Annotated in this window: 14 protein-coding genes; 9 read left to right on the top strand and 5 right to left on the bottom strand. The window is 66.6% G+C overall.

The annotated features are described in order from the left end of the window. Nucleotides 1-69 precede the first annotated feature (69 nt). The 3 genes from ACZ9AQ_RS11650 to ACZ9AQ_RS11640 form a co-directional block, all read right to left on the bottom strand. Nucleotides 70-2160, bottom strand: a complete 2091-nt coding sequence (locus ACZ9AQ_RS11650; RefSeq protein WP_429205367.1) for a 3-hydroxyacyl-CoA dehydrogenase NAD-binding domain-containing protein — start codon at nucleotides 2158-2160, stop codon at nucleotides 70-72. A 90-nt stretch (nucleotides 2161-2250) separates the two neighbouring features. Then, a complete protein-coding gene (locus tag ACZ9AQ_RS11645) occupies nucleotides 2251-2448 on the bottom strand; it encodes a YqaE/Pmp3 family membrane protein (protein ID WP_429205369.1) in 198 nt (65 codons plus the stop codon). Nucleotides 2449-2560: 112 nt separating this feature from the next. Beyond that, the gene (locus ACZ9AQ_RS11640) at nucleotides 2561-4213 is read right to left on the bottom strand and encodes a 3-(methylthio)propionyl-CoA ligase (protein WP_429205371.1); all 1653 of its coding nucleotides are present in this window, start codon (nucleotides 4211-4213) and stop codon (nucleotides 2561-2563) included. A gap of 215 nt (nucleotides 4214-4428) precedes the next feature. Here ACZ9AQ_RS11640 and ACZ9AQ_RS11635 point away from each other — a divergent pair, with 215 nt between their 5' ends. The 7 genes from ACZ9AQ_RS11635 to ACZ9AQ_RS11605 all read left to right on the top strand — a co-directional run bounded on the left by ACZ9AQ_RS11635 (nucleotide 4429) and on the right by ACZ9AQ_RS11605 (nucleotide 9519). Continuing rightward, nucleotides 4429-5892 carry a protein adenylyltransferase SelO gene (locus tag ACZ9AQ_RS11635; protein ID WP_429205499.1) on the top strand — a complete coding sequence of 488 codons (1464 nt, stop codon included), beginning with the start codon at nucleotides 4429-4431 and terminating at the stop codon, nucleotides 5890-5892. Between the two features lie 51 nt (nucleotides 5893-5943). Then, on the top strand, nucleotides 5944-6339 hold the full coding sequence (msrB, locus tag ACZ9AQ_RS11630; RefSeq protein ID WP_429205372.1) for a peptide-methionine (R)-S-oxide reductase MsrB: 396 nt from the start codon (nucleotides 5944-5946) through the stop codon (nucleotides 6337-6339). A gap of 10 nt (nucleotides 6340-6349) precedes the next feature. Beyond that, nucleotides 6350-6985: a septation protein A gene (locus tag ACZ9AQ_RS11625; RefSeq protein WP_429205374.1), complete on the top strand. Its 636-nt coding sequence runs from the start codon at nucleotides 6350-6352 to the stop codon at nucleotides 6983-6985. After that, nucleotides 6982-7263 (top strand): BolA family protein, encoded by a 282-nt coding sequence (locus ACZ9AQ_RS11620; protein WP_429205376.1) that lies wholly within the window; start codon nucleotides 6982-6984, stop codon nucleotides 7261-7263. Before ACZ9AQ_RS11625 ends, ACZ9AQ_RS11620 begins: the two co-directional genes overlap by 4 nt. A gap of 106 nt (nucleotides 7264-7369) precedes the next feature. Further along, complete coding sequence (locus ACZ9AQ_RS11615; RefSeq protein WP_429205377.1) at nucleotides 7370-8149, top strand: peptidylprolyl isomerase; 780 nt, start codon at nucleotides 7370-7372, stop codon at nucleotides 8147-8149. A gap of 82 nt (nucleotides 8150-8231) precedes the next feature. Then, nucleotides 8232-9008, top strand: a complete 777-nt coding sequence (locus ACZ9AQ_RS11610; protein ID WP_429205378.1) for a peptidylprolyl isomerase — start codon at nucleotides 8232-8234, stop codon at nucleotides 9006-9008. A 64-nt stretch (nucleotides 9009-9072) separates the two neighbouring features. Next, a complete protein-coding gene (locus ACZ9AQ_RS11605) occupies nucleotides 9073-9519 on the top strand; it encodes a GNAT family N-acetyltransferase (RefSeq protein WP_429205379.1) in 447 nt (148 codons plus the stop codon). 118 nt (nucleotides 9520-9637) lie between these two features. Here the strand turns inward: ACZ9AQ_RS11605 and purL are convergent, their stop codons facing one another. Beyond that, nucleotides 9638-13657, bottom strand: a complete 4020-nt coding sequence (gene purL / locus ACZ9AQ_RS11600) for a phosphoribosylformylglycinamidine synthase (protein WP_429205381.1) — start codon at nucleotides 13655-13657, stop codon at nucleotides 9638-9640. A 213-nt stretch (nucleotides 13658-13870) separates the two neighbouring features. Between purL and ACZ9AQ_RS11595 the strand changes: the two genes are divergently transcribed. Then, nucleotides 13871-15502: a response regulator gene (locus tag ACZ9AQ_RS11595; protein WP_429205382.1), complete on the top strand. Its 1632-nt coding sequence runs from the start codon at nucleotides 13871-13873 to the stop codon at nucleotides 15500-15502. A gap of 82 nt (nucleotides 15503-15584) precedes the next feature. Further along, on the top strand, nucleotides 15585-15971 hold the full coding sequence (locus tag ACZ9AQ_RS11590; protein ID WP_429205384.1) for a hypothetical protein: 387 nt from the start codon (nucleotides 15585-15587) through the stop codon (nucleotides 15969-15971). 19 nt (nucleotides 15972-15990) lie between these two features. Here the strand turns inward: ACZ9AQ_RS11590 and ACZ9AQ_RS11585 are convergent, their stop codons facing one another. Further along, nucleotides 15991-19611, bottom strand: coding sequence for a hydantoinase B/oxoprolinase family protein (locus ACZ9AQ_RS11585; protein ID WP_429205386.1), 3621 nt, complete (start codon nucleotides 19609-19611; stop codon nucleotides 15991-15993). Nucleotides 19612-19682: the final 71 nt, after the last annotated feature.

Below are 19682 nucleotides of genomic sequence, written 5' to 3'. Positions count from 1 at the left end.
GCGTAGAACGAACAATGCCGCTGGCTCCCCAGCGGCATTTTTTTGAACCGGCCGCATCCCGAACGTTGTTTACCCGTTAAAACCCCGTCCCAGCGCCGCCAGGCGTACCAGCAGCGGCGCCGGCTGCCACGCCTCGCCCTGGCGCGCGCGGGCAAACCCTTCGACCGCCTCCAGCACCTTGGGCAAACCCACGCTGTCCGCGTAATGCATCGGCCCGCCCCGGTGCAACGGGAAACCGTACCCGCTCAGGTACACCATGTCGACGTCGGATGCGCGCAGCGCAATGCCCTCCTCCACGATCTTCGCGCCTTCGTTCACCAGCGCATACACCAGGCGCTCGACGATCTCCTCGTCCGCGACCTCGCGCCGCGCCACGCCGATGTCGGCCGCATGGCGCACGACCATGTCGTTGACCGTCTGCGACGGCAGCGCCGTGCGCTCGCCCGCGCGATAGTCGTACCAGCCGGCCCCGGTCTTCTGCCCGAACCGTCCCTGTTCGCACAGCAGGTCGGGCAGCTTCGACCAGGAAAAGCCCGGCGACTCCAGCGCGCGCCGCTTGCGGATCTGCCAGCCGATGTCGTTGCCCGCCAGGTCGCTCATGCGGAACGGGCCCATGGCGAAGCCGAACGCCTCGATCGCGCGGTCGACCTGTTCCGGCAGCGCGCCTTCTTCCAGCAGGAACATGGCCTGGCGCAGGTACTGCTCCAGCATGCGGTTGCCGATGAAGCCATCGCACACGCCCGACACCACGCCGGTCTTTTTCAGCTTTTTCGACAGCGCCAGCGCGGTGGCCAGCACGTCCATGCCGGTGTGCGCGCCGGGCACGATCTCGAGCAGCTTCATCACGTGGGCCGGGCTGAAGAAATGCAGGCCGATCACGTCCTGCGCTCGCCCGGTGAATGCGGCGATCCGGTCGACGTCGAGCGTCGAGGTATTGGTGGCCAGGATCGCGCCAGGCTTCATCGTCTCGTCCAGCGCGCGGAACACGCGCTCCTTGACTTCCATGTCTTCGAACACCGCCTCGACCACGATGTCGGCCTGGGCGATGGCGTCATAGGACAGCGCGCCCTGGATCAGGGCCATGCGCTGGCCGACCTGTCCGGCTTCCAGCTTGCCCTTGCGCACGCCGCTCTCGTACACCGTGCGGATCGCGGCCAGCCCATGGTCGAGGGCGTCCTGCCGCGTCTCGAGCAGCGTCACCGGAATGCCGGCGTTGGCGAAGCTCATGGCGATCCCGCGCCCCATGGTGCCGGCGCCGACGACCGCCGCCGCCGCGATGCGGCGTAGCGGCGTGTCGGCGGCCAGGTCGGGCACCTTGGCGGCCGAACGTTCGGCGAAGAAGGCATGGCGCAGCGCCTTCGATTCGCTCGTCGTGGTCAGATGAATGAAGCATTCGCGCTCGAAGCGCAGGCCATCCTCGAACGAGGCGGCCGCCACCGAGGCCGCCACCGCTTCGACGCAGGCGCGCGGCGCCGGGAACGGCCCGGCGCTGCCATCGACCTGCGCCCGCGCGCTGGCCAGGAAGCCGGCCGCGTCGGGATGCGTCACCTGGCGATCGCGCACCTTCGGCAGCGGGCGCACAGCGGCGACCTTCTCGGCAAAGGCAATGGCGGCCGGCAGCAGCTCGGCGCCGGCGGGGAAGACTTCGTCGAACAGCGGCGAACCGGCGAGCTTCTCGGACGGGATCGCTCTGCCGCCGACGATCATGTCCAGCGCCTGTTCCAGGCCAAGCAGGCGCGGCAGGCGCTGGGTGCCGCCGGCGCCCGGGAGCAGGCCCAGCTTGACTTCGGGCAGCGCGATCTGGGCGCCCGGCAGCGCCACGCGGTAGTGGCAACCCAGCGCCAGCTCCAGCCCGCCGCCCATGGCCACCCCGTGGATCGCCGCCACCACGGGCTTGGCGGCGCCCTCGACCGCCCGGATCAGCGAATGCAGGGTCGGCTCGGTGAGCGCTTTCGGAGAATTGAACTCGCGGATGTCGGCGCCGCCCGAAAAGGCCTTGCCGGCGCCCGTGAGCACGATCGCCTTCACCGCCGGATCGCTCTCGGCCGCCTGCACGCCCTGCACGGCGGCGCTGCGCGTGGCGAGCCCCAGGCCGTTGACCGGCGGATTGTTCAGGGTGATGACGGCAACGCTGCCGTGGACCTGGTAGTCGGCGCTCATGTCTGTCGTGCTCCTTGGAGGTGGTGCTGGCTGAGCCGTCCACTATACCGCAGAAAATGCACGAACGTACTATTTAGGGCGCCGCCCCGGTCACACGTCGCGCTGGTGGCGCGCGCGCTCGATCTTCTGGTCGGTCTTGTACTGGCTGAGGGCGTAGACAGCCCAGATCGCCGCAGGCAGCCAGCCGATCAGCGTGATTTGCAGGAGCAGGCAGATGATGCCGGCGACTGGGCGCCCGATGGTGAAGAAGGTCAGCCAGGGAAGAATGAGGGCGATGAGGAGGCGCATGGAAAATCCTGTGGTCGAAAGTTGTCAAAAGTGATAACAGTCTACCTGCCCCCGCTCGCGCGCCGCGCGCTGTTGACGCCGCCGCACCCCATGCCGCCCCGATCTGCCGGCATCAAGCCGCCGGCAGCCGGTGCCCCGCATACGCCTCGCGCAGCTTGTTCTTCTGGATCTTGCCGGTGCCACCCACCGGCAGGCTGTCGGCGAACACCACGTCGTCCGGCGTCCACCACCTGGCGACCTTGCCGTCGAACCAGGCCAGCAGCGCTTCGCGCGTGACCGTCATGCCCGGCCGGCGCACCACCACCATCAACGGCCGTTCGGCCCACTTCGCATGCTGCACGCCGATGCAGGCCGCCTGCAGCACCGCCGGGTGCGACATCGCCACGTTCTCGAGCTCGATCGTCCCGATCCACTCGCCGCCCGACTTGATCACGTCCTTGCTGCGGTCGGTGATCTCCAGGTAGCCGTCGGCGTCGATGGTGGCCACGTCGCCGGTCGGGAACCAGCCGTCTTGCAGCACGTCGCCGCCCTCGCCGCGGAAATAGCCGGACACCACCCACGGTCCCTTGACCAGCAGGTGGCCAGGGGTCGCGCCATCCCAGGGTAGTTCGGCGCCGTCGTCGTCGACGATCTTCATGTCGACGCCGCAGATCGCATGGCCCTGCTTTCTCAGCACGGCGCGCTGGGCGCCCTGCGGCATGGCCGCGTGCTTCGACTGCAGCGAGCAGGCGGTGCCGAGCGGCGACATCTCGGTCATGCCCCAGGCGTGCACGACCTGGACGCCGAGGCGATCGATCAGGGCGTCCATCATCGCCGGCGGACAGGCCGAGCCGCCGATCACGGTGCGACGGAAGGTGGAGAAGCGCAAGCCGCCCTCCAGCACGTGGTTGATCAAGCCCAGCCAGACCGTGGGCACGCCGGCCGAGAAGGTCACGCCCTCGGCCTCGAACAAGTCGTACAGCGACTTGCCGTCCAGCGCCGGCCCCGGAAACACCAGCTTCGCGCCCACCAGCGGCGCCGAGTACGGCAAGCCCCAGGCGTTGACGTGGAACATCGGCACCACCGGCAGCACCACGTCGGCGCTCCCGATGGCGAGCGCGTTCGGCAGCGCCGACGCATAGGCGTGCAGCACGGTCGAGCGGTGCGAATACAACGCGCCTTTGGGGTTGCCGGTCGTGCCCGAGGTGTAGCACAGCGTCGCCGCCGAACGCTCGTCGAACTGCGGCCAGTCGTAGTCGCCAGAGGCGGCCTCGATCAGCTCTTCATAGCACAGCAGGCCGGGAATCGCGGTGGCGGGCGGCATGTGCTCGCGGCCGCACAGGGCGACGTACGCCTTGACGGTCTTGCATTCGCGCGCCATCGCCTCGACCGCCGGCAAGAAGGTGAGGTCGAAGAACAGGACCCGGTCGTCGGCATGGTTGACGATGTAGGCGATCTGTTCGGGATGCAGGCGCGGATTGATCGTGTGCAGCACCGCGCCCGAGCCGGACACGCCATAGTACAGTTCCAGGTGGCGATAGCCATTCCAGGCCAGGGTCGCGACGCGCTCGCCCATGCCCACTCCCAATGTCGCGAGGGCATTGGCCAGCTGGCGCGCGCGGCGAGCGCACTCGCGGTAGGTGGTCCGGTGCAGGTCGCCCTCGACGCGGCGCGAGACGATCTCGGTGGCGCCGTAATGGCGTGCCGCGAACTCGAGGATGCCCGAGATCAGCAGCGGCTGATCCATCATCTGGCCTGGCAAAGGCGTCATTGCATGTTCGTGCATCGCGTTTCCATGGTAAGGATGACAAGGTAGTGTCGCGCTCGTATCGGGCGCGCGTCAACCGGATTCGATGATGCACCGCATCAACGCCTTGACCCCGATCGACAATGGGCGGTTACCGGATGTAACGCCGGCCCACATCGCACCGGTGCGCGAATAGAATCGGTCGGGTGCGGTAAAATCGCGCCAACTTTGTTTACTTTTCAACGGACACTGCCATCATTGCCGACGAACTTCCACTGAACAATTCGTTCGCCGAATTGCCGCCGGCGTTTTACACGCGCCTCATGCCGACGCCGCTGCCTTCGCCCCATTTCATCGCGGCGAGCGGCCCCGCCGCCGCCCTGATCGGGCTCGATGCGGCCGATCTCGCGCGTCCCGATTTCGTTGAGGTGTTTACCGGCAACAAGGTCGCGGCGCGTTCGCAACCTCTGTCCGCCGTGTATTCCGGCCACCAGTTCGGCGTCTGGGCCGGGCAGCTGGGCGACGGCCGTGCGATCACGCTCGGCGAGGTCGGCACGCCGGACGGCCCGATGGAACTCCAGCTCAAGGGCGCCGGCCGCACGCCGTATTCGCGCATGGGCGACGGCCGCGCCGTGCTGCGCTCGTCGATCCGCGAATTCCTGTGTTCCGAAGCCATGGCCGCGCTCGGCATCCCGACCACGCGGGCGCTGGTGGTGACCGGCTCGCCCCAGCAGGTGGCGCGCGAGACCATGGAAAGCACTGCCGTGGTGACGCGCATGGCGCCCACCTTCGTGCGCTTCGGTTCCTTCGAGCACTGGGCTTCGCGCGGGGCAGAGGCCCAGCTGAAAACCCTGGCCGACTACGTCATCCGCCAGTTCTATCCGCAGTTCCAGGGCGCCGCCAACCCATACAAGGAATTGCTGGCCGAAGTCACCCGCCGCACCGCGCGCATGATCGCGCACTGGCAGGCGGTCGGCTTCATGCATGGCGTGATGAACACCGACAATATGTCGATCCTGGGCCTGACCCTCGACTACGGCCCGTTCGGCTTCATGGAGGCGTTTGACGCCAAGCACATCTGCAACCACACCGACCAGGGCGGCCGCTACTCGTATGCCAACCAGGTGCCGGTCGGCCACTGGAACTGTTATGCGCTGGGCAACGCCCTGCTGCCGCTGATCGGCGAGCCGGAAGTGGCCGAACAAGCGCTCGCCGTCTACCGTCCCGAATTCGGCCGCCAGCTCGACACCCTGCTGCATGCCAAGCTCGGCCTGAAGGAAACCCGGGACGGCGACGCGGCGCTGTTCGACAATACGTTCACGCTGCTGCAGGACAACCACGCCGATTTCACGCTGTTCTTCCGCCGCCTGGGCGAGCTGCGGGTCGACGAGCCGGCCCTGGACGAACCTTTACGCGACCTGTTCATCGACCGCGCGGCCTTCGACGCCTGGGCGCTCGACTACCGCGCCCGCCTGCGCCAGGAAGGCGGCGCCGACGCGGCCAGGCGCGACGCCATGCACAAGGTCAATCCAAAATACATCCTGCGCAACTACCTGGCGCAAATCGCCATCGAACAGGCCCAGAACGGCGATTTTGGTGGCGTGCACAAGTTGCTGGCCGTGCTGGAACGTCCGTTCGACGAGCAGCCCGGCAACGAATCCTATGCGGCCCTGCCGCCGGACTGGGCGACTCACCTCGAGGTGAGCTGCTCGTCCTGAGCCCGCCCGGGCCATATTTGGGCCTGGCCTCTCAAACCACGAAAGAGAATCATGACCGACAAAGTGACCAAGACCGACGCCGAGTGGCGCGACCAGCTCGATCCGACGGAATACCAGGTGACCCGCCACGCCGCCACCGAGCGCGCCTTCACCGGCAAGTACTGGGACCACCACGAACACGGCATCTACCACTGCGTGTGCTGCGACACCCCGCTGTTCGAATCGGACACCAAGTTCGACTCGGGCTGCGGCTGGCCCAGCTACTTCCAGGCGCTCGACCCGGCGAACGTGATCGAGAAGGTCGACCGCAGCCACGGCATGGTGCGCACCGAAGTCATCTGCGGCGTGTGCGACGCCCACCTGGGCCACGTGTTCCCCGACGGCCCGCCGCCGACCGGGCTGCGCTATTGCATCAACTCGGCCGCTATGCGGTTCGAACCGATCTGAAGGTGGCGCGTTGAAGAAATTTCTGTTCGACCTATTCCCGGTCATTCTGTTCTTTGGCGTCTACAAGTACGGCGACAGCAACCAGGACTGGGCGCATCGCATGGCCATCGAGTACCTGGGCGCGCTGGTCGCAGGCGGCGCGGTGCCGCCTGCGCAGTCGGCGATCCTGCTGGCCACCGCGGTGGCGATCGTCGCCACCGCGGTGCAGGTCGGTTACCTGCTGGTGCGCGGTCACAAGGTCGACAATATGCTGTGGATCTCGATGGCCGTGATCCTGGTTGCCGGCGGCGCCACGATTTATTTCCATGACGACCTGTTTATCAAATGGAAGCCGACCATCCTGTACTGGGCCTTCGCCGTTGGCCTGCTGGTGGCGCAGGTGTTCTACAAGAAGAACCTGATCCGTTCCGTGATGGAGGCCAATGTCAAGCTGCCGGACATGGTATGGAACCGGCTTGGCTACAGCTGGGTCCTGTTCTTCGCCAGCATGGGCGTGTTGAACTTGTTGATGGCGTTCGTGGTCTTCCGTAACGACACCAGCGCGTGGGTCAGCTTCAAGCTGTTCGGCTTTACCGGCATCATGTTCGGATTCATCGTGATCCAGATGATGATGCTTTCGAAATACATCAAGGAGGAAGAAGCATGACCACTATCGACCGCGAAGCACGCCTGCGCGCCATCCTCGAGGCCGAGCTGGCCCCGGCGTCCCTCGAGATCATCGACGACTCGCACCTGCACGCCGGCCACGCCGGCGCGGCCTCCGGCGGCAGCCATTTCACGGTCAAAATCGTGTCGCCCTGCTTCGAAGGCCTCAAGCTGGTCATGCGCCATCGTCTTGTGTATGATGCCGTTCACGATATGATCAACAAGGCGGAAATCCACGCGCTCGCCATCAACGCGACCGCGCCTTCCGAGCTGTCCTGAGTGTCGGCTTCAGGCAGTTTTAAGTAATGTGCCCGACAATTGTCACTGCTAGTCACAAGAAAACTTCTAATTTCGTCCAGCAACTATCCCCGCTACAGGAACACACATGACCTTTAAGCCAGCTCGCCTGCTGTTAGCCCTTGTCGCCGTCGCATCGGCTCCCGCTTTCGCCCAGAACCTCGCGGTGGTGAACGGCAAGGCGATCCCTTCGGCGCGCGCCGATGCCGTCGTCAAGCAGGTCGTGGCCCAGGGCCAGGGCCAGGATTCGCCGCAGCTGCGCGAAGCCGTCAAGAACGACCTGATCGCCCGCGAAGTGCTGATGCAGGAAGCCGTCAAGCAGGGCTACGACAAGAAGCCCGAAGTGCGCGAAGCGCTGGACAATGCCCGCCAGTCGATCGTCGTCAACGCCCTGGCCCGCGAATACATCACCAAGAACCCGGTGAGCGACGCCCAGATCAAGGCCGAGTACGACAAGTTCAAGGCGCAGACCGGCGACAAGGAATACCACGTGCGTCACATCCTGTTCACGACCGAAGCCGAAGCCAAGGCGGCCATCGGCAAGCTGAAAGGCGGCGCCAAGTTCGAAGACCTGGCCAAGACCTCGAAGGACACCGGCACCGCCAACAATGGCGGCGACCTGGACTGGGTCACCCCGAACGCGCTGCCGCCGGAATTCTCGGCCGGCTTCACCAAGCTGCAGAAAGGCGCGATCACCGACGTGCCGGTCAAGACCAACGCCGGTTTCCACGTGATCAAGCTGGACGATACCCGTCCGGTCAAGCTGCCGTCGCTGGAAGAAGTCAAGCCGCAGATCGCCGATTCCCTGGCGCAGGAGAAGCTGCGTGACTACCAGGAGCAAATGGTCAAGAAGGCAAAGGTGCAGTAAGATGTGCTGTCGTCGGCGCTGATCTTGCGCCGGCTTTCGTCGCCTGCGGCGATACTTTTCGTGTTTATATAGGATCTCAACAATGATTTTGAAGCCAGCCCGCCTGTTGTTAGCCATGACCGCACTGGTTGCCCTGCCTGCACTCGCGCAAAACGCTGCAACCGTCAATGGCAAGGCGATCCCGCAAGCGAGGGTCGACCAGCTGGTCAAGCAAGTCGTCGCCCAGGGCCGCGCCACCGATTCGCCTGATCTGCGCGAAGCGATCAAGAAAGACCTGATCAGCCGCGAAGTATTGATCCAGGAAGCCGACAAGCAGAACATCGGCAACCGCGCCGACGTCAAGTCCGCCATCGACAATGCCCGCCAGAGCATCATCATCAATGCGATGCTGGCCGACTACGTCAAGAAGAACCCGGTCAAGGATGCCGAGATCAAGGCCGAGTACGACAAGCAGAAAGCCATGATCGGCGACAAGGAATACCACGCCCGCCACATCCTGGTCGATTCCGAAGCCACCGCCAAGGACATCATCGCCAAGCTGAAAGGCGGCGCCAAGTTCGAAGAGCTGGCCAAGCAGTCGAAAGACGGCAGCGCCCAGAACGGCGGCGACCTGGGCTGGGCAAGCCCAGCGACCTACGTGCCTGAGTTCTCGAAAGCCATGACCGCCCTGCAAAAAGGCGCCATCACCGAGACCCCGGTCAAATCGCAGTTCGGCTTCCACGTCATCAAGCTGGAAGACGTGCGCGCGACCAAGGTCCCGCCGCTGGAAGAAGTCAAGCAGCAAGTCGCGGAAGGCCTGCAGCAGCGTCAGCTGGCGGCGTATCGCGAAAGCCTGGTCAAGAAGGCCAAGGTGCAGTAATCGCTGTTCAGCCGTTTCGAAGAGCGCTCCCGCGGGGGCGCTTTTTTCTTTTGTGGGAGTCCACATGAGCGCATCTGTTCCCGTCTTCCGCCGTGCGACCGTCGCCGATATCCCGCACATGTCCCGCGTCCGTTTATCGGTGCTTGAGAACCGGCTGCGCGACCCGGCGCGGGTCACGCCACGGATGTATGAAGACTTCCTGGAAAAGGATGGCCGCGGCTGGGTGGCGCAGGTCGATGGCGTCACCGTCGCGTTCAGCTACGCCAACAAGCTCGACGGCTCGATCTGGGCGCTGTTCGTCGATCCGGATCATGAAGGCCAGGGGCTCGCCAGACGACTGCTGCAGCTCGCGGTCGCCTGGCTGTTCGAGGTCGGGTATGCGCAGGTCACGCTGTCGACCGGAGCCGGCACGCGGGCCGAGGGGTTCTACGCCCGCCAGGGCTGGACGCGGCATGCCGACTCGGGCGACGAGATCACCTATACGCTGAACCTGGCGAGCGTCACAAGCTAACGAGGATCGCAACTTGCGAGCAGGCGGGCTGGAGATCGCTCCGCTGCCCCTCGATCGCTCGATCACGCGCCAACAAAAAACGCCTCCGAAGAGGCGTTTTTCAAACGACGTCAGCCGATCAGCCAACCCACTTGCGCGCATTGCGGAACATGCGCATCCACGGCGACTCATCACCCCACGATTCCGGCGCCCACGAATGCGTGGCGGCGCGGAACACGCGCTCGGCGTGCGGCATCAGTACGCTGAAGCGGCCGTCAGTGGTCGTGACCGAAGTCAGCCCGCCCGGCGAGCCGTTCGGGTTGAACGGATAGACTTCGGTGGCCTGGCCGCGGTTGTCGACGAAGCGCATCGCCTGGTTGACGGCGGAGAGGTCGCCGGTCAGCGAGAAGTCGGCAAAGCCTTCGCCGTGGGCGATGGCGATCGGCGCCTGGGTGCCGGCCATGCCCGCGAAGAAGATCGACGGCGAATCCAGCACTTCGACCATGCCGAAGCGCGCCTCGAACTGTTCCGACTTGTTGCGGGTGAACTTCGGCCATGCCAGCGCGCCCGGGATGATCGACTTCAGGTTGCTCATCATCTGGCAGCCGTTGCAGACACCCAGGCCGAAGGTGTCCTGGCGCTGGAAGAAGCGTGCGAACTGTTCGGAGAGTTGCGGGTTGAACAGGATCGTCTTGGCCCAGCCTTCGCCCGCGCCCAGCACGTCGCCGTACGAGAAGCCGCCGACGGCGATGATGCCGTGGAAGTCGTCCAGTTTCGCGCGGCCGGCGATCAGGTCGCTCATGTGGACGTCGATCGCGGCAAAACCGGCCTGGTGCATCACCCACGCGGTCTCGATGTGCGAGTTGACGCCCTGCTCGCGCAGGATCGCCACGCGCGGACGCACGCCGGTCGCGATGAACGGCGCGGCGACGTTGTCGAGCAGGTCGAAGCTGATCTTCGGCTGCATGCCCGGGTCGCTCTCATCGAGCAGGCGGTCGTATTCCGCATCGGCGCAGGCCGGGTTGTCGCGCAGGCGCGCGATGCGCCAGCTGGTCTCGCTCCACAGGCGGTGCAGGCTGCTGCGCGATTCGTTGTAGATCACTTTCGCATCGCGGGTGAACTCGACCGCGCCGCGGTCGTTGAGCTTACCGATGATGTGGCTGCAGGCGCCCAGGCCCTGGTCGCGCAGCACGTTCATCACCGCGCTCTTGTCCTCGACGCGCACCTGGATCACGGCGCCCAGCTCTTCACTGAACAGCGCGCGCAGCGTCATCTCGTTGCGGCGCTCGGCCACCTGGCCGGTCCAGTTCTTGGCGTCGCCCCAGTCCGATGCGTGCTCGCCTTCCATGGTCAGGATGTCGAGGTTGACCGACACGCCGGTGCGGCCGGCGAAGGCCATCTCGGCGAGCGTGGCGAACAGGCCGCCGTCCGAGCGGTCGTGATAGGCCAGCAGCTTGCCGTCCTTGTTCAGCTGCTGGATCGCGACGAAGAAGGCTTTCAGGTCTTGCGGCGAATCGACGTCCGGCACCGAGTCGCCCAGCTGCTGCGTCACTTGCGCCAGGATCGAGGCGCCCAGGCGGTTCTTGCCGCGGCCCAGGTCGACCAGGATCAGGGCGGTCTCGCCACTGTCCGTCCGCAGTTGCGGGGTCAGCGAACGGCGCACGTCGGCGACCGGCGCGAACGAGGACACGATCAGCGACACCGGCGAGACCACGGCCTTGTTCTGGCCGTCGTCGTTCCAGGTGGTGCGCATCGACAGCGAATCCTTGCCCACCGGGATCGACACGCCCAGCGCCGGGCACAGTTCCATGCCGACCGCCTTGACGGTGTCGAACAGCGCGGCGTCCTGGCCCGGCTGGCCGCAGGCCGCCATCCAGTTGGCCGACAGCTTGATGTCCGAGATGTCGTCGATCGCGGCGGCGGCGATGTTGGTGATCGCCTCGCCCACGGCCATGCGGCCCGAGGCGGCGGCGTCGATCACGGCCAGCGGGGTGCGCTCGCCCATCGCCATCGCCTCGCCCACGAAGCCTTCGAAGGCCATCGCGGTCACGGCGCAGTCGGCGACCGGTACCTGCCACGGGCCAACCATCTGGTCGCGCACGCTGGTCGCGCCCACGCTGCGGTCGCCGATCGTGATCAGGAACGATTTGTCGGCCACGGCCGGGTTGAGCAGCACGCGGCGCGCCGCCTCCGGCAGTTCGATGCCGGTCAGGTCCACCGGCGGGAAGGCGTGCTTGACGTGGGCGACGTCGCGCAGCATCTTCGGCGGTTTGCCGAGCAGCACGTCCATCGGCATGTCGACCGGCGCGTTGCATTCCTGCGGGTCGATCAGTTTCAACTGGCGCTCTTCGGTCGCGGTGCCGACCACGGCGAACGGGCAACGCTCGCGCTCGCACAGCGATGCAAATTTTATAATGTTTTCTGGCGAAATTGCCAACACATATCGCTCTTGCGACTCGTTTGACCAAATTTCCTTCGGCGCCAGCCCACTCTCTTCCAGCGGCACCTTGCGCAGGTCAAAGATCGCGCCGCGCTTGGCGTCGTTGACGATTTCCGGGAAGGCGTTCGACAGGCCGCCGGCGCCGACGTCGTGGATCGAGATGATCGGGTTGTCCTCGCCCAGCTGCCAGCAGCCGTTGATGACTTCCTGGGCGCGGCGTTCCATTTCCGGGTTGCCGCGCTGGACCGAATCGAAGTCCAGGTCGGCGGTGTTGGTGCCGGTCGCCATCGACGAGGCGGCGCTGCCGCCCATGCCGATGCGCATGCCCGGGCCGCCCAGCTGGATCAGGAGGCTGCCGACCGGGATCTCGTCCTTGTGGGTGTGGCGGGCCGAGATGCTGCCGATGCCGCCGGCGATCATGATCGGCTTGTGGTAGCCGTAGACCGCGTTCGCGGCGCCGACGTTCTGCTCATAGGCGCGGAAGTAGCCGCCCAGCACCGGCCGGCCGAATTCGTTGCTGAAGGCGGCGCCGCCGATCGGTCCTTCGATCATGATCTGCAGCGGCGAAGCGATGCGTTCGGGCTTGCCGTACACGGCTTCCGAACGCTCGCCGCCGGTGACGTCGGAGGCGTTTTCCCACGGACGGCGGGCGCCAGGGATCAGCAGGTTCGACACCGTGAAGCCGGTCAGGCCGGCCTTTGGCTTGGCGCCGCGGCCGGTCGCGCCCTCGTCGCGGATCTCGCCGCCGGCGCCGGTCGAGGCGCCCGGGAACGGCGAAATCGCGGTCGGGTGGTTGTGGGTCTCGACCTTCATCAGGGTGTGCACCAGCTCGGTCGACGCGCCGTATTCCTGGCCGTCGCGCGGGAAGAAGCGGGTGACGGTGGCGCCTTCGATGATCGACGAGTTGTCGCTATAGGCCACCACGGTGCCGCGCGGGTTCAGTTCGTGCGTGTTCTTGATCATGCCGAACAGCGATTTATCCTGCTTCACGCCGTCGATGATCCAGTCGGCGTTGAAGATCTTGTGGCGGCAGTGCTCGCTGTTCGCCTGGGCGAACATCATGAGCTCGACGTCAGTCGGGTTGCGCTGGGCGCGGGTAAACGCCTCGTGCAGGTAGTCGACTTCGTCTTCCGACATCGCCAGGCCCAGTTCCGTGTTGGCGCGTACCAGCGCCTCGCGCCCCAGTCCCAGCACGTCGATGCTTTCCAGCGGCTTGCCTTCGAGTTCGTTGAACAGGTGCTGGGCGTCGTCGGCGCTGCGCAGCACCGATTCGGTCATGCGGTCGTGCAGCAGCGCGCTGACGGCTTCCAGTTCTTCGCCGCTCAGCTTCTTGGCGGCGCCGATGCTGCTGCCCAGGATGCCGCTCTTGAGGACCACCGTGTAGCCGACGCCGCGTTCGATGCGGTGCACGTGGGCCATGCCGCAGTTGTGGGCGATGTCGGTCGCCTTCGAGGCCCAGGGCGAAATCGTGCCCAGGCGCGGAATGACGAAGAACTCCTCGGTCACGCCCTCGTACAGCGTTTCGGCAGCCGGCTCGCCATAGGTGAGCATGGCCGACAGGCGTTGCGTGTCGTCAGTGGACAGCGGTGCGCTGGTGTCGATGAAGTGGTAGAAGCGTCCCTGGACGGCGGCGATCGACGGGGCGACGGCTTGCAGTTGGCTCAGGAGGCGTTGGCTACGGAAGGCGGACAGGGCATTGGAACCCGGCAGAATCAACATGGCTTGGACAGTCGTTGATGCAGCGTGGCTGCTAGGGTGGAAGATAGCCCGCTATTATACAGCCTTGCTCTATGCTCAGGGCAGCGACCGGCTGACAACGCGGCGCTGCAGATTCCTTGATCGGATTGAAAGTTGCCGGTATCTTTACGGTAGACAATATTCCAATGTGCCCCCCACCCGGTGGCGCACCGAGCGGCACAGACGAGAGCGACGATGCAAGAAAACGGAAACCTGGCGGTACTGGTGGTCGACCCCAACCCCGGCATGCGCACCAGCCTGCAGAACATGCTGAATCTGACGGGGATCAACAAGGTCGAGTACGCGATCAACGCCAACACGGCCATCCGCCAGCTGCAGCGGCGCCCCTACGACGTCATCCTGTGCGAATACGACCTGGCCGGCGGCAGCGGCGAAGGCCAGGACGGCCAGCAACTGCTGGAAGACCTGCGTCACCACCGCCTGATCTCGGCCTCGACGATCTTCATCATGCTCACCTCCGAGGGCATCCACGACAAGGTGGTGAGCGCGGCCGAGCTGACGCCGACCGACTACGTCCTCAAGCCTTTCACCGTGGACATGCTCAGCGGACGCATCCAGCGCGCGCTGGACCGGCGCGCCGCCCTGCTCCCGGCCTGGCAGTTGGCGGCCCAGGGCAAGCTGAGCGAGGCGATCGCCGCCTGCCGCGACGGCGCTGGCGCCCAACCGCGCTACGCCGCCGACTTCGCGCGCATCCGCGCCGAACTGCACACGAGCCTGAACGAACACCACGAGGCCGCCGGAGTCTACCGCGAGATGCTGGCCGAGCGCCCCGTCGGCTGGGCTGCGCTGGGTATGGCGCGCGCCCTGTTCGCGCTCGACCAGGTCGACGACGCCCGCACCGTCCTCGAAGAACTGCTGGTCGCCCATCCGCGCCTGATGGCCGGCTACGACTTGCTGGCGCGCTGCCTGGAGGCGAGCAACGAGCCTGAGCTGGCCAAGAAGGTGCTCGAAGACGCGGTGGCGATTTCGCCGCACGTGGTGCGGCGCCTGCGCAAGCTCGGCGAAGTGGCGCTCGCGGCGGGCGACGTCGACGGCGCCGAAAAATCGTTCCGCCAGGTGGTGGCCAAGGCCCGCTACTCCGAGTTTCGCAATCCCGAAGACCACGTCAACCTGGTCAAGGCGCTGGTGACGCGCGACGACCTGTCCGGCGCCACCGGCGTGCTGCGCGACCTGGAGCGCTCGATGCGCGGCAATCCGGCGGCGGACGCCTGCCGCGCCTACGCCAACTCGCTCGTGCTCGACAAGAGCGGCAACGCCGGCGCCGCAGTGGCCGAGCTGCAGGCGGCGGTGACGGCGCTGCGCGCCGGTGGCGCGACCTCCCCTGGCCTGCGGATGGACCTGGCCAAGGCTTGCCTGGATCACCAGCTGGACGAACAGGCCTCAAACGTCATGCTCACGGTGATGAACGACACCGGCAGCGGCGTCTCGGTCGACCAGGCGATGCACGTGTTCGTCAATGCCGGCCGCACCGACATGGTCGAGGGGATGGGCCAGCAACTGCGGGCGCAGGCGCAGATCCTGCTGGGCGTGGCCGACGAGAAGCGCAATATGGGCGACGTGCGCGGCGCGGTGCAGACCCTGCTCGAGGCGCTGCACATCGCGCCGCACAATCTGCAGGTGATGGTGGCCACCGCCGGCGGCATCCTGCGCCAGGTGAACGAGCTGGGGTGGGACCACCCGCTGGGCCACACCGCGGCGAACCTGCTCGAGGCGATACAAGCGCAGGATGCGCAGCATCCGCGGCTGGCGGCGCTGGCGGATGAATACCAGGCGGCGCGCCGCAAGTACGGTATCGCGACGGCGTAGCGTAGCAATTCCTTACAAATCCCGCGTCGTGCACTTTTGGCGCAGGGCTAGAATGGATCATCGTTCCCGATGAGGGTCTGCCATGAACCTGCAGATCAAAGGCGCGGCGAAACGCCTGACTTTTTCGCTATTACTCGCATGCGGCCTGGGCGGCTGCGTGTATGCGCCGCCCTACGCCGGCTATGACACCGCTTACGCTCCCGCTGCCGGCTATTCCAGCTATCCGGCCTATCCGTCCAGCTCATACTACGGCGCGTATCCCTACGGCAGGCCTGCCTACGTCTATCCGCCGGTAACACTCGGCCTGGGATTCTCGTACTACGACCGCGGCCCGCGCCACCATGGGCACGGTCGCCACCACGGCTGGGGCCGCGGTCACGGCGGGCACCAGTGGCGCGGCCACCATGGCGGACATGGCGGGCGCCATCACGGTGGGCCCGGACGCGGACGCGGTCACCCGCACCGCTGAGCGGATCGGGCAAACCGGTTCAGGCAGGCTCCCCGTATCCGCCCCCGCCCGGGGTCTCGATCACGAACACGTCGCCCGGCGCCATGTCGGTCTTGCCGATATGCCCCAGCTGTTCGACCCGCCCATCGGCGCGCTCGACGCGGTTGCGGCCGCGCTCTGCCGGCGCCCCGCCGGCCATCCCGAACGGCGCGTGGATGCGGTTGTTCGACAGGATCGCCGCCGTCATCGGCTCCAGGAAGCGCACCTTGCGCACGCCGCCATTGCCGCCATGCCAGCGCCCGGCGCCGCCCGATCCGTGCCGGATCTCGTAGCTCTCCAGCCGCACCGGGAAGCGAAATTCCAGGATCTCGGGATCGGTCAGGCGCGAGTTGGTCATATTCGTCTGCACGACGTCGGTGCCGTTAAAACCTTCGCCCGCGCCCGAGCCGCCCGAGATGGTCTCGTAGTACTGGTAGCGCGCATTGCCGAAGGTGAAGTTGTTCATCGTGCCCTGCGCCGCCGCCATCACGCCCAGCGCGCCATACAACGCGTTGGTGATGCAGGTCGAGGTCTCGACGTTGCCCGACACCACCGAGGCCGGATAATGCGGGTTGAGCATCGAGCCGGGCGGGATGATCACCTGCAAGGGCTTCAGGCAACCGGCGTTCAGCGGAATCTCGTCGTCCACCAGCGTGCGGAACACGTACAGCACCGCGGCCATGCACACCGCGGACGGCGCATTGAAGTTGTTCGGCAGCTGGCCCGACGTGCCCGTGAAATCGATCTGCGCGCTGCGCGTGGCCCGGTCGACCCGGATCGCGACGTCGATGTGGGCGCCGTTATCGAGTTCGTAATGGAAGCTTCCGTCCTTGAGCGCGGAGATCACGCGCCGCACGGCTTCCTCGGCGTTGTCCTGCACGTGGCCCATGTAGGCGCGCACGACGTCCAGGCCGAAGTGCGCCACCATCTTGCGCAGTTCCTCGACGCCCTTCTGGTTGGCGGCCACCTGGGCGCGCAGGTCGGCCATGTTCTGGTCCGGGTTGCGCGCCGGGTAGCGCGCGCCCTGCAGCATGGCGCGCGCTTCTGCTTCGCGCAGGACGCCATCGAGGCCGTCGACCAGCTTGAAGTTGTTGATCAACACGCCCTCTTGCTCGATGTGATCCGAGTCGGGCGGCATCGAGCCCGGCGTGGTGCCGCCGATGTCGGCGTGGTGGCCGCGCGAGCCGACGTAGAACAGGATATCCTTGCCGCCCTCGTCGAACACCGGCGAGATCACGGTCACGTCGGGCAAGTGGGTGCCGCCGTTGTAGGGATCGTTGAGCACGTAGACGTCGCCCGAGCGCATGCGGCCCGTGTTTTCGCGCATCACGGTCTTGATGCTCTCGCCCATCGAGCCCAGGTGCACCGGCATGTGCGGCGCGTTCGCGACCAGGTTGCCGTCGTGGTCGAAGATCGCGCAGCTGAAGTCCAGGCGCTCCTTGATGTTGACCGAATACGCCGTGTTCTGCAGCCGCAGCCCCATCTGCTCGGCGATCGACATGAACAGGTTGTTGAAGATCTCGAGCATCACCGGATCGGCCGTGGTGCCGATCGCGCGCCGTTCCGGCAGCGCTTGCACGCGCTGCAGTACCAGGTGGTTGTAGCTGGTGACCCGCGCCTGCCAGCCCGGCTCCACGATCGTGGTCGCGTTGTCTTCGGCGATGATCGCCGGGCCGCGCACCACGTGCCCCGGCTGCAGCGTGCGGCGCGCGTAGATGCCGGTGTCATGCCACTCGGCGCCGCTGTACATGGGAACGGTTTCCTGTGGCGCCGGCGCGCCCTCGTTCTCTTTCGCCATCGCGCTCGCCGGCTGCTCCGGCGGCGCGTCGGACTGGCCGATCGCTTCCACCGACACCGCTTCGACGATCAATGCGCGCGACGGCATCAGGAACGAGTATTGGCGCTTGTAGGCCTGCTCGAACTGCGCCTGCATCGACGCTACGTCGTCGAACTGCACGAGCAGCGCCGAATCGGTGCCCTCGTAGCGCAGGTGCACGCGCTCGACCAGGGCGATGCGCCCAGGTTCCACGCCCTGGCGCAGCAACTGGCCGCGCGCCGCCTCGCCAAGCGCCGCCAGGCGCGTGTCCAGCGCGTCCAGCGCCGCGTCCGACAGCTTCTCTTCCACCGCCTGCTCGCGCATCGCGCTCTGGTCGGCCAGGCCCATGCCGTAGGCCGACAGCACACCGGCCAGCGAATGGATGAACACGGTCTTCATTCCCAGCGCGTCGGCCACCAGGCAGGCATGCTGGCCGCCGGCCCCGCCGAAGCTGGTGAGCGCGTAGTCGGTCACGTCGTGGCCGCGCTGCACCGAGATCTGCTTGATCGCATTGGCCATATTGCCCACCGCGATCTGGATGAAGCCTTCGGCCACCGCTTCCGGCGTCGGACGCTCTCCCAGCGCGGCGCCGATCCGGTCGGCCATCTCGTCAAAGCGCGCGCGCACCGCAGCGGCATCGAGGGCTTCGTCGCCGCCCGGCCCGAACAGGCGCGGGAAGTAATTCGGCTGCACCTTGCCGAGCATGACGTTGCAGTCGGTGACCGCGAGCGGCCCGCCTCGGCGGTAGCTGGCCGGGCCCGGATTGGCGCCGGCGCTGTCCGGCCCCACGCGGTAGCGGCTGCCGTCGAAGTGCAGGATCGAGCCGCCGCCGGCGGCCACGGTATGAATGCTCATCATCGGCGCGCGCATCCGCACGCCCGCCACCTGGGTCTCGAACACGCGCTCATAATCGGATGAATGCGCCCCCGCGAAGTGCGACACGTCGGTGGAAGTGCCGCCCATGTCGAAGCCGATCACGCGCTCGAAGCCGGCCAGCCGGCTGGCGCGCACCATGCCGACGATGCCGCCGGCCGGACCGGACAGGATGCTGTCCTTGCCCTGGAAGGCGCGCGCATCGGTGAGGCCGCCGCTCGACTGCATGAACTGCAGGTTCACGCCCGGCAGCTCGCCCGCCACCTGGTCGACGTAGCGGCGCAGGATCGGCGACAGGTAGGCGTCGACCACGGTGGTGTCGCCGCGCGCGACCAGCTTCATCAATGGGCTCACCTCGTGCGAGACCGACACTTGCGTGAAGCCGATCGCGCGCGCGATGCGCGCCACTTGCGCCTCGTGCGCGGTGTGGCGGTAGCCGTGCATGAACACGATCGCCAGCGAGCGCAGGCCGGCGTCGAACGCCGCCTGCAGGCCGGCGCGCGCGGCCGCTTCGTCCAGCGCCAGCACGACGTCGCCGTGGGCGCCGATCCGCTCGTCGATCTCGATCACCTGCGCATACAGCAGCTCGGGCAGCACGATGTGGCGATCGAACAGGCGCGGCCGGTTCTGGTAGGCGATGCGCAGCGCGTCGCGAAAGCCGCGCGTGATGGCGAGCGCCGTCGGCTCGCCCTTGCGCTCGAGCAGCGCGTTGGTGGCCACCGTGGTGCCCATCTTGACCGCCTCGACGCTCGCCGCCGGCAGCATCTCGCCCGCGGCCACGCCGAGCAGGTGGCGGATGCCGGCCACGGCGGCGTCGCGGTACTGCTCGGGATTCTCCGACAGCAGCTTGTGCGTGACGAGTTGCCCATCCGGGCGCCGCGCCACGATGTCGGTGAAGGTGCCGCCTCGGTCGATCCAGAACTGCCAGTCCATGCCTTGCTCCTGCGCTAACGGGTGAAGCGCCCATTGTAGAACGGACGGCGCGCCGGCGTTGGCGCAAATGC

The organism is Massilia sp. UYP34, from assembly GCF_056279385.1.
This window is presented reverse-complemented; position numbering and strand designations above follow the sequence as displayed.

Bases quoted from the DNA above. Each gene is read 5' to 3' on its own strand.
- ACZ9AQ_RS11645 (WP_429205369.1), bottom strand. From the start codon at position 2,448: ATGCGCCTCCTCATCGCCCTCATTCTTCCCTGGCTGACCTTCTTCACC.
- ACZ9AQ_RS11590 (WP_429205384.1), top strand. From the start codon at position 15,585: ATGAACCTGCAGATCAAAGGCGCGGCGAAACGCCTGACTTTTTCGCTA.
- ACZ9AQ_RS11605 (WP_429205379.1), top strand. From the start codon at position 9,073: ATGAGCGCATCTGTTCCCGTCTTCCGCCGTGCGACCGTCGCCGATATC.
- ACZ9AQ_RS11595 (WP_429205382.1), top strand. From the start codon at position 13,871: ATGCAAGAAAACGGAAACCTGGCGGTACTGGTGGTCGACCCCAACCCC.
- ACZ9AQ_RS11650 (WP_429205367.1), bottom strand. From the start codon at position 2,160: ATGAGCGCCGACTACCAGGTCCACGGCAGCGTTGCCGTCATCACCCTG.
- ACZ9AQ_RS11615 (WP_429205377.1), top strand. From the start codon at position 7,370: ATGACCTTTAAGCCAGCTCGCCTGCTGTTAGCCCTTGTCGCCGTCGCA.
- purL (WP_429205381.1), bottom strand. From the start codon at position 13,657: ATGTTGATTCTGCCGGGTTCCAATGCCCTGTCCGCCTTCCGTAGCCAA.
- ACZ9AQ_RS11640 (WP_429205371.1), bottom strand. From the start codon at position 4,213: ATGCACGAACATGCAATGACGCCTTTGCCAGGCCAGATGATGGATCAG.
- msrB (WP_429205372.1), top strand. From the start codon at position 5,944: ATGACCGACAAAGTGACCAAGACCGACGCCGAGTGGCGCGACCAGCTC.
- ACZ9AQ_RS11610 (WP_429205378.1), top strand. From the start codon at position 8,232: ATGATTTTGAAGCCAGCCCGCCTGTTGTTAGCCATGACCGCACTGGTT.
- ACZ9AQ_RS11620 (WP_429205376.1), top strand. From the start codon at position 6,982: ATGACCACTATCGACCGCGAAGCACGCCTGCGCGCCATCCTCGAGGCC.
- ACZ9AQ_RS11585 (WP_429205386.1), bottom strand. From the start codon at position 19,611: ATGGACTGGCAGTTCTGGATCGACCGAGGCGGCACCTTCACCGACATC.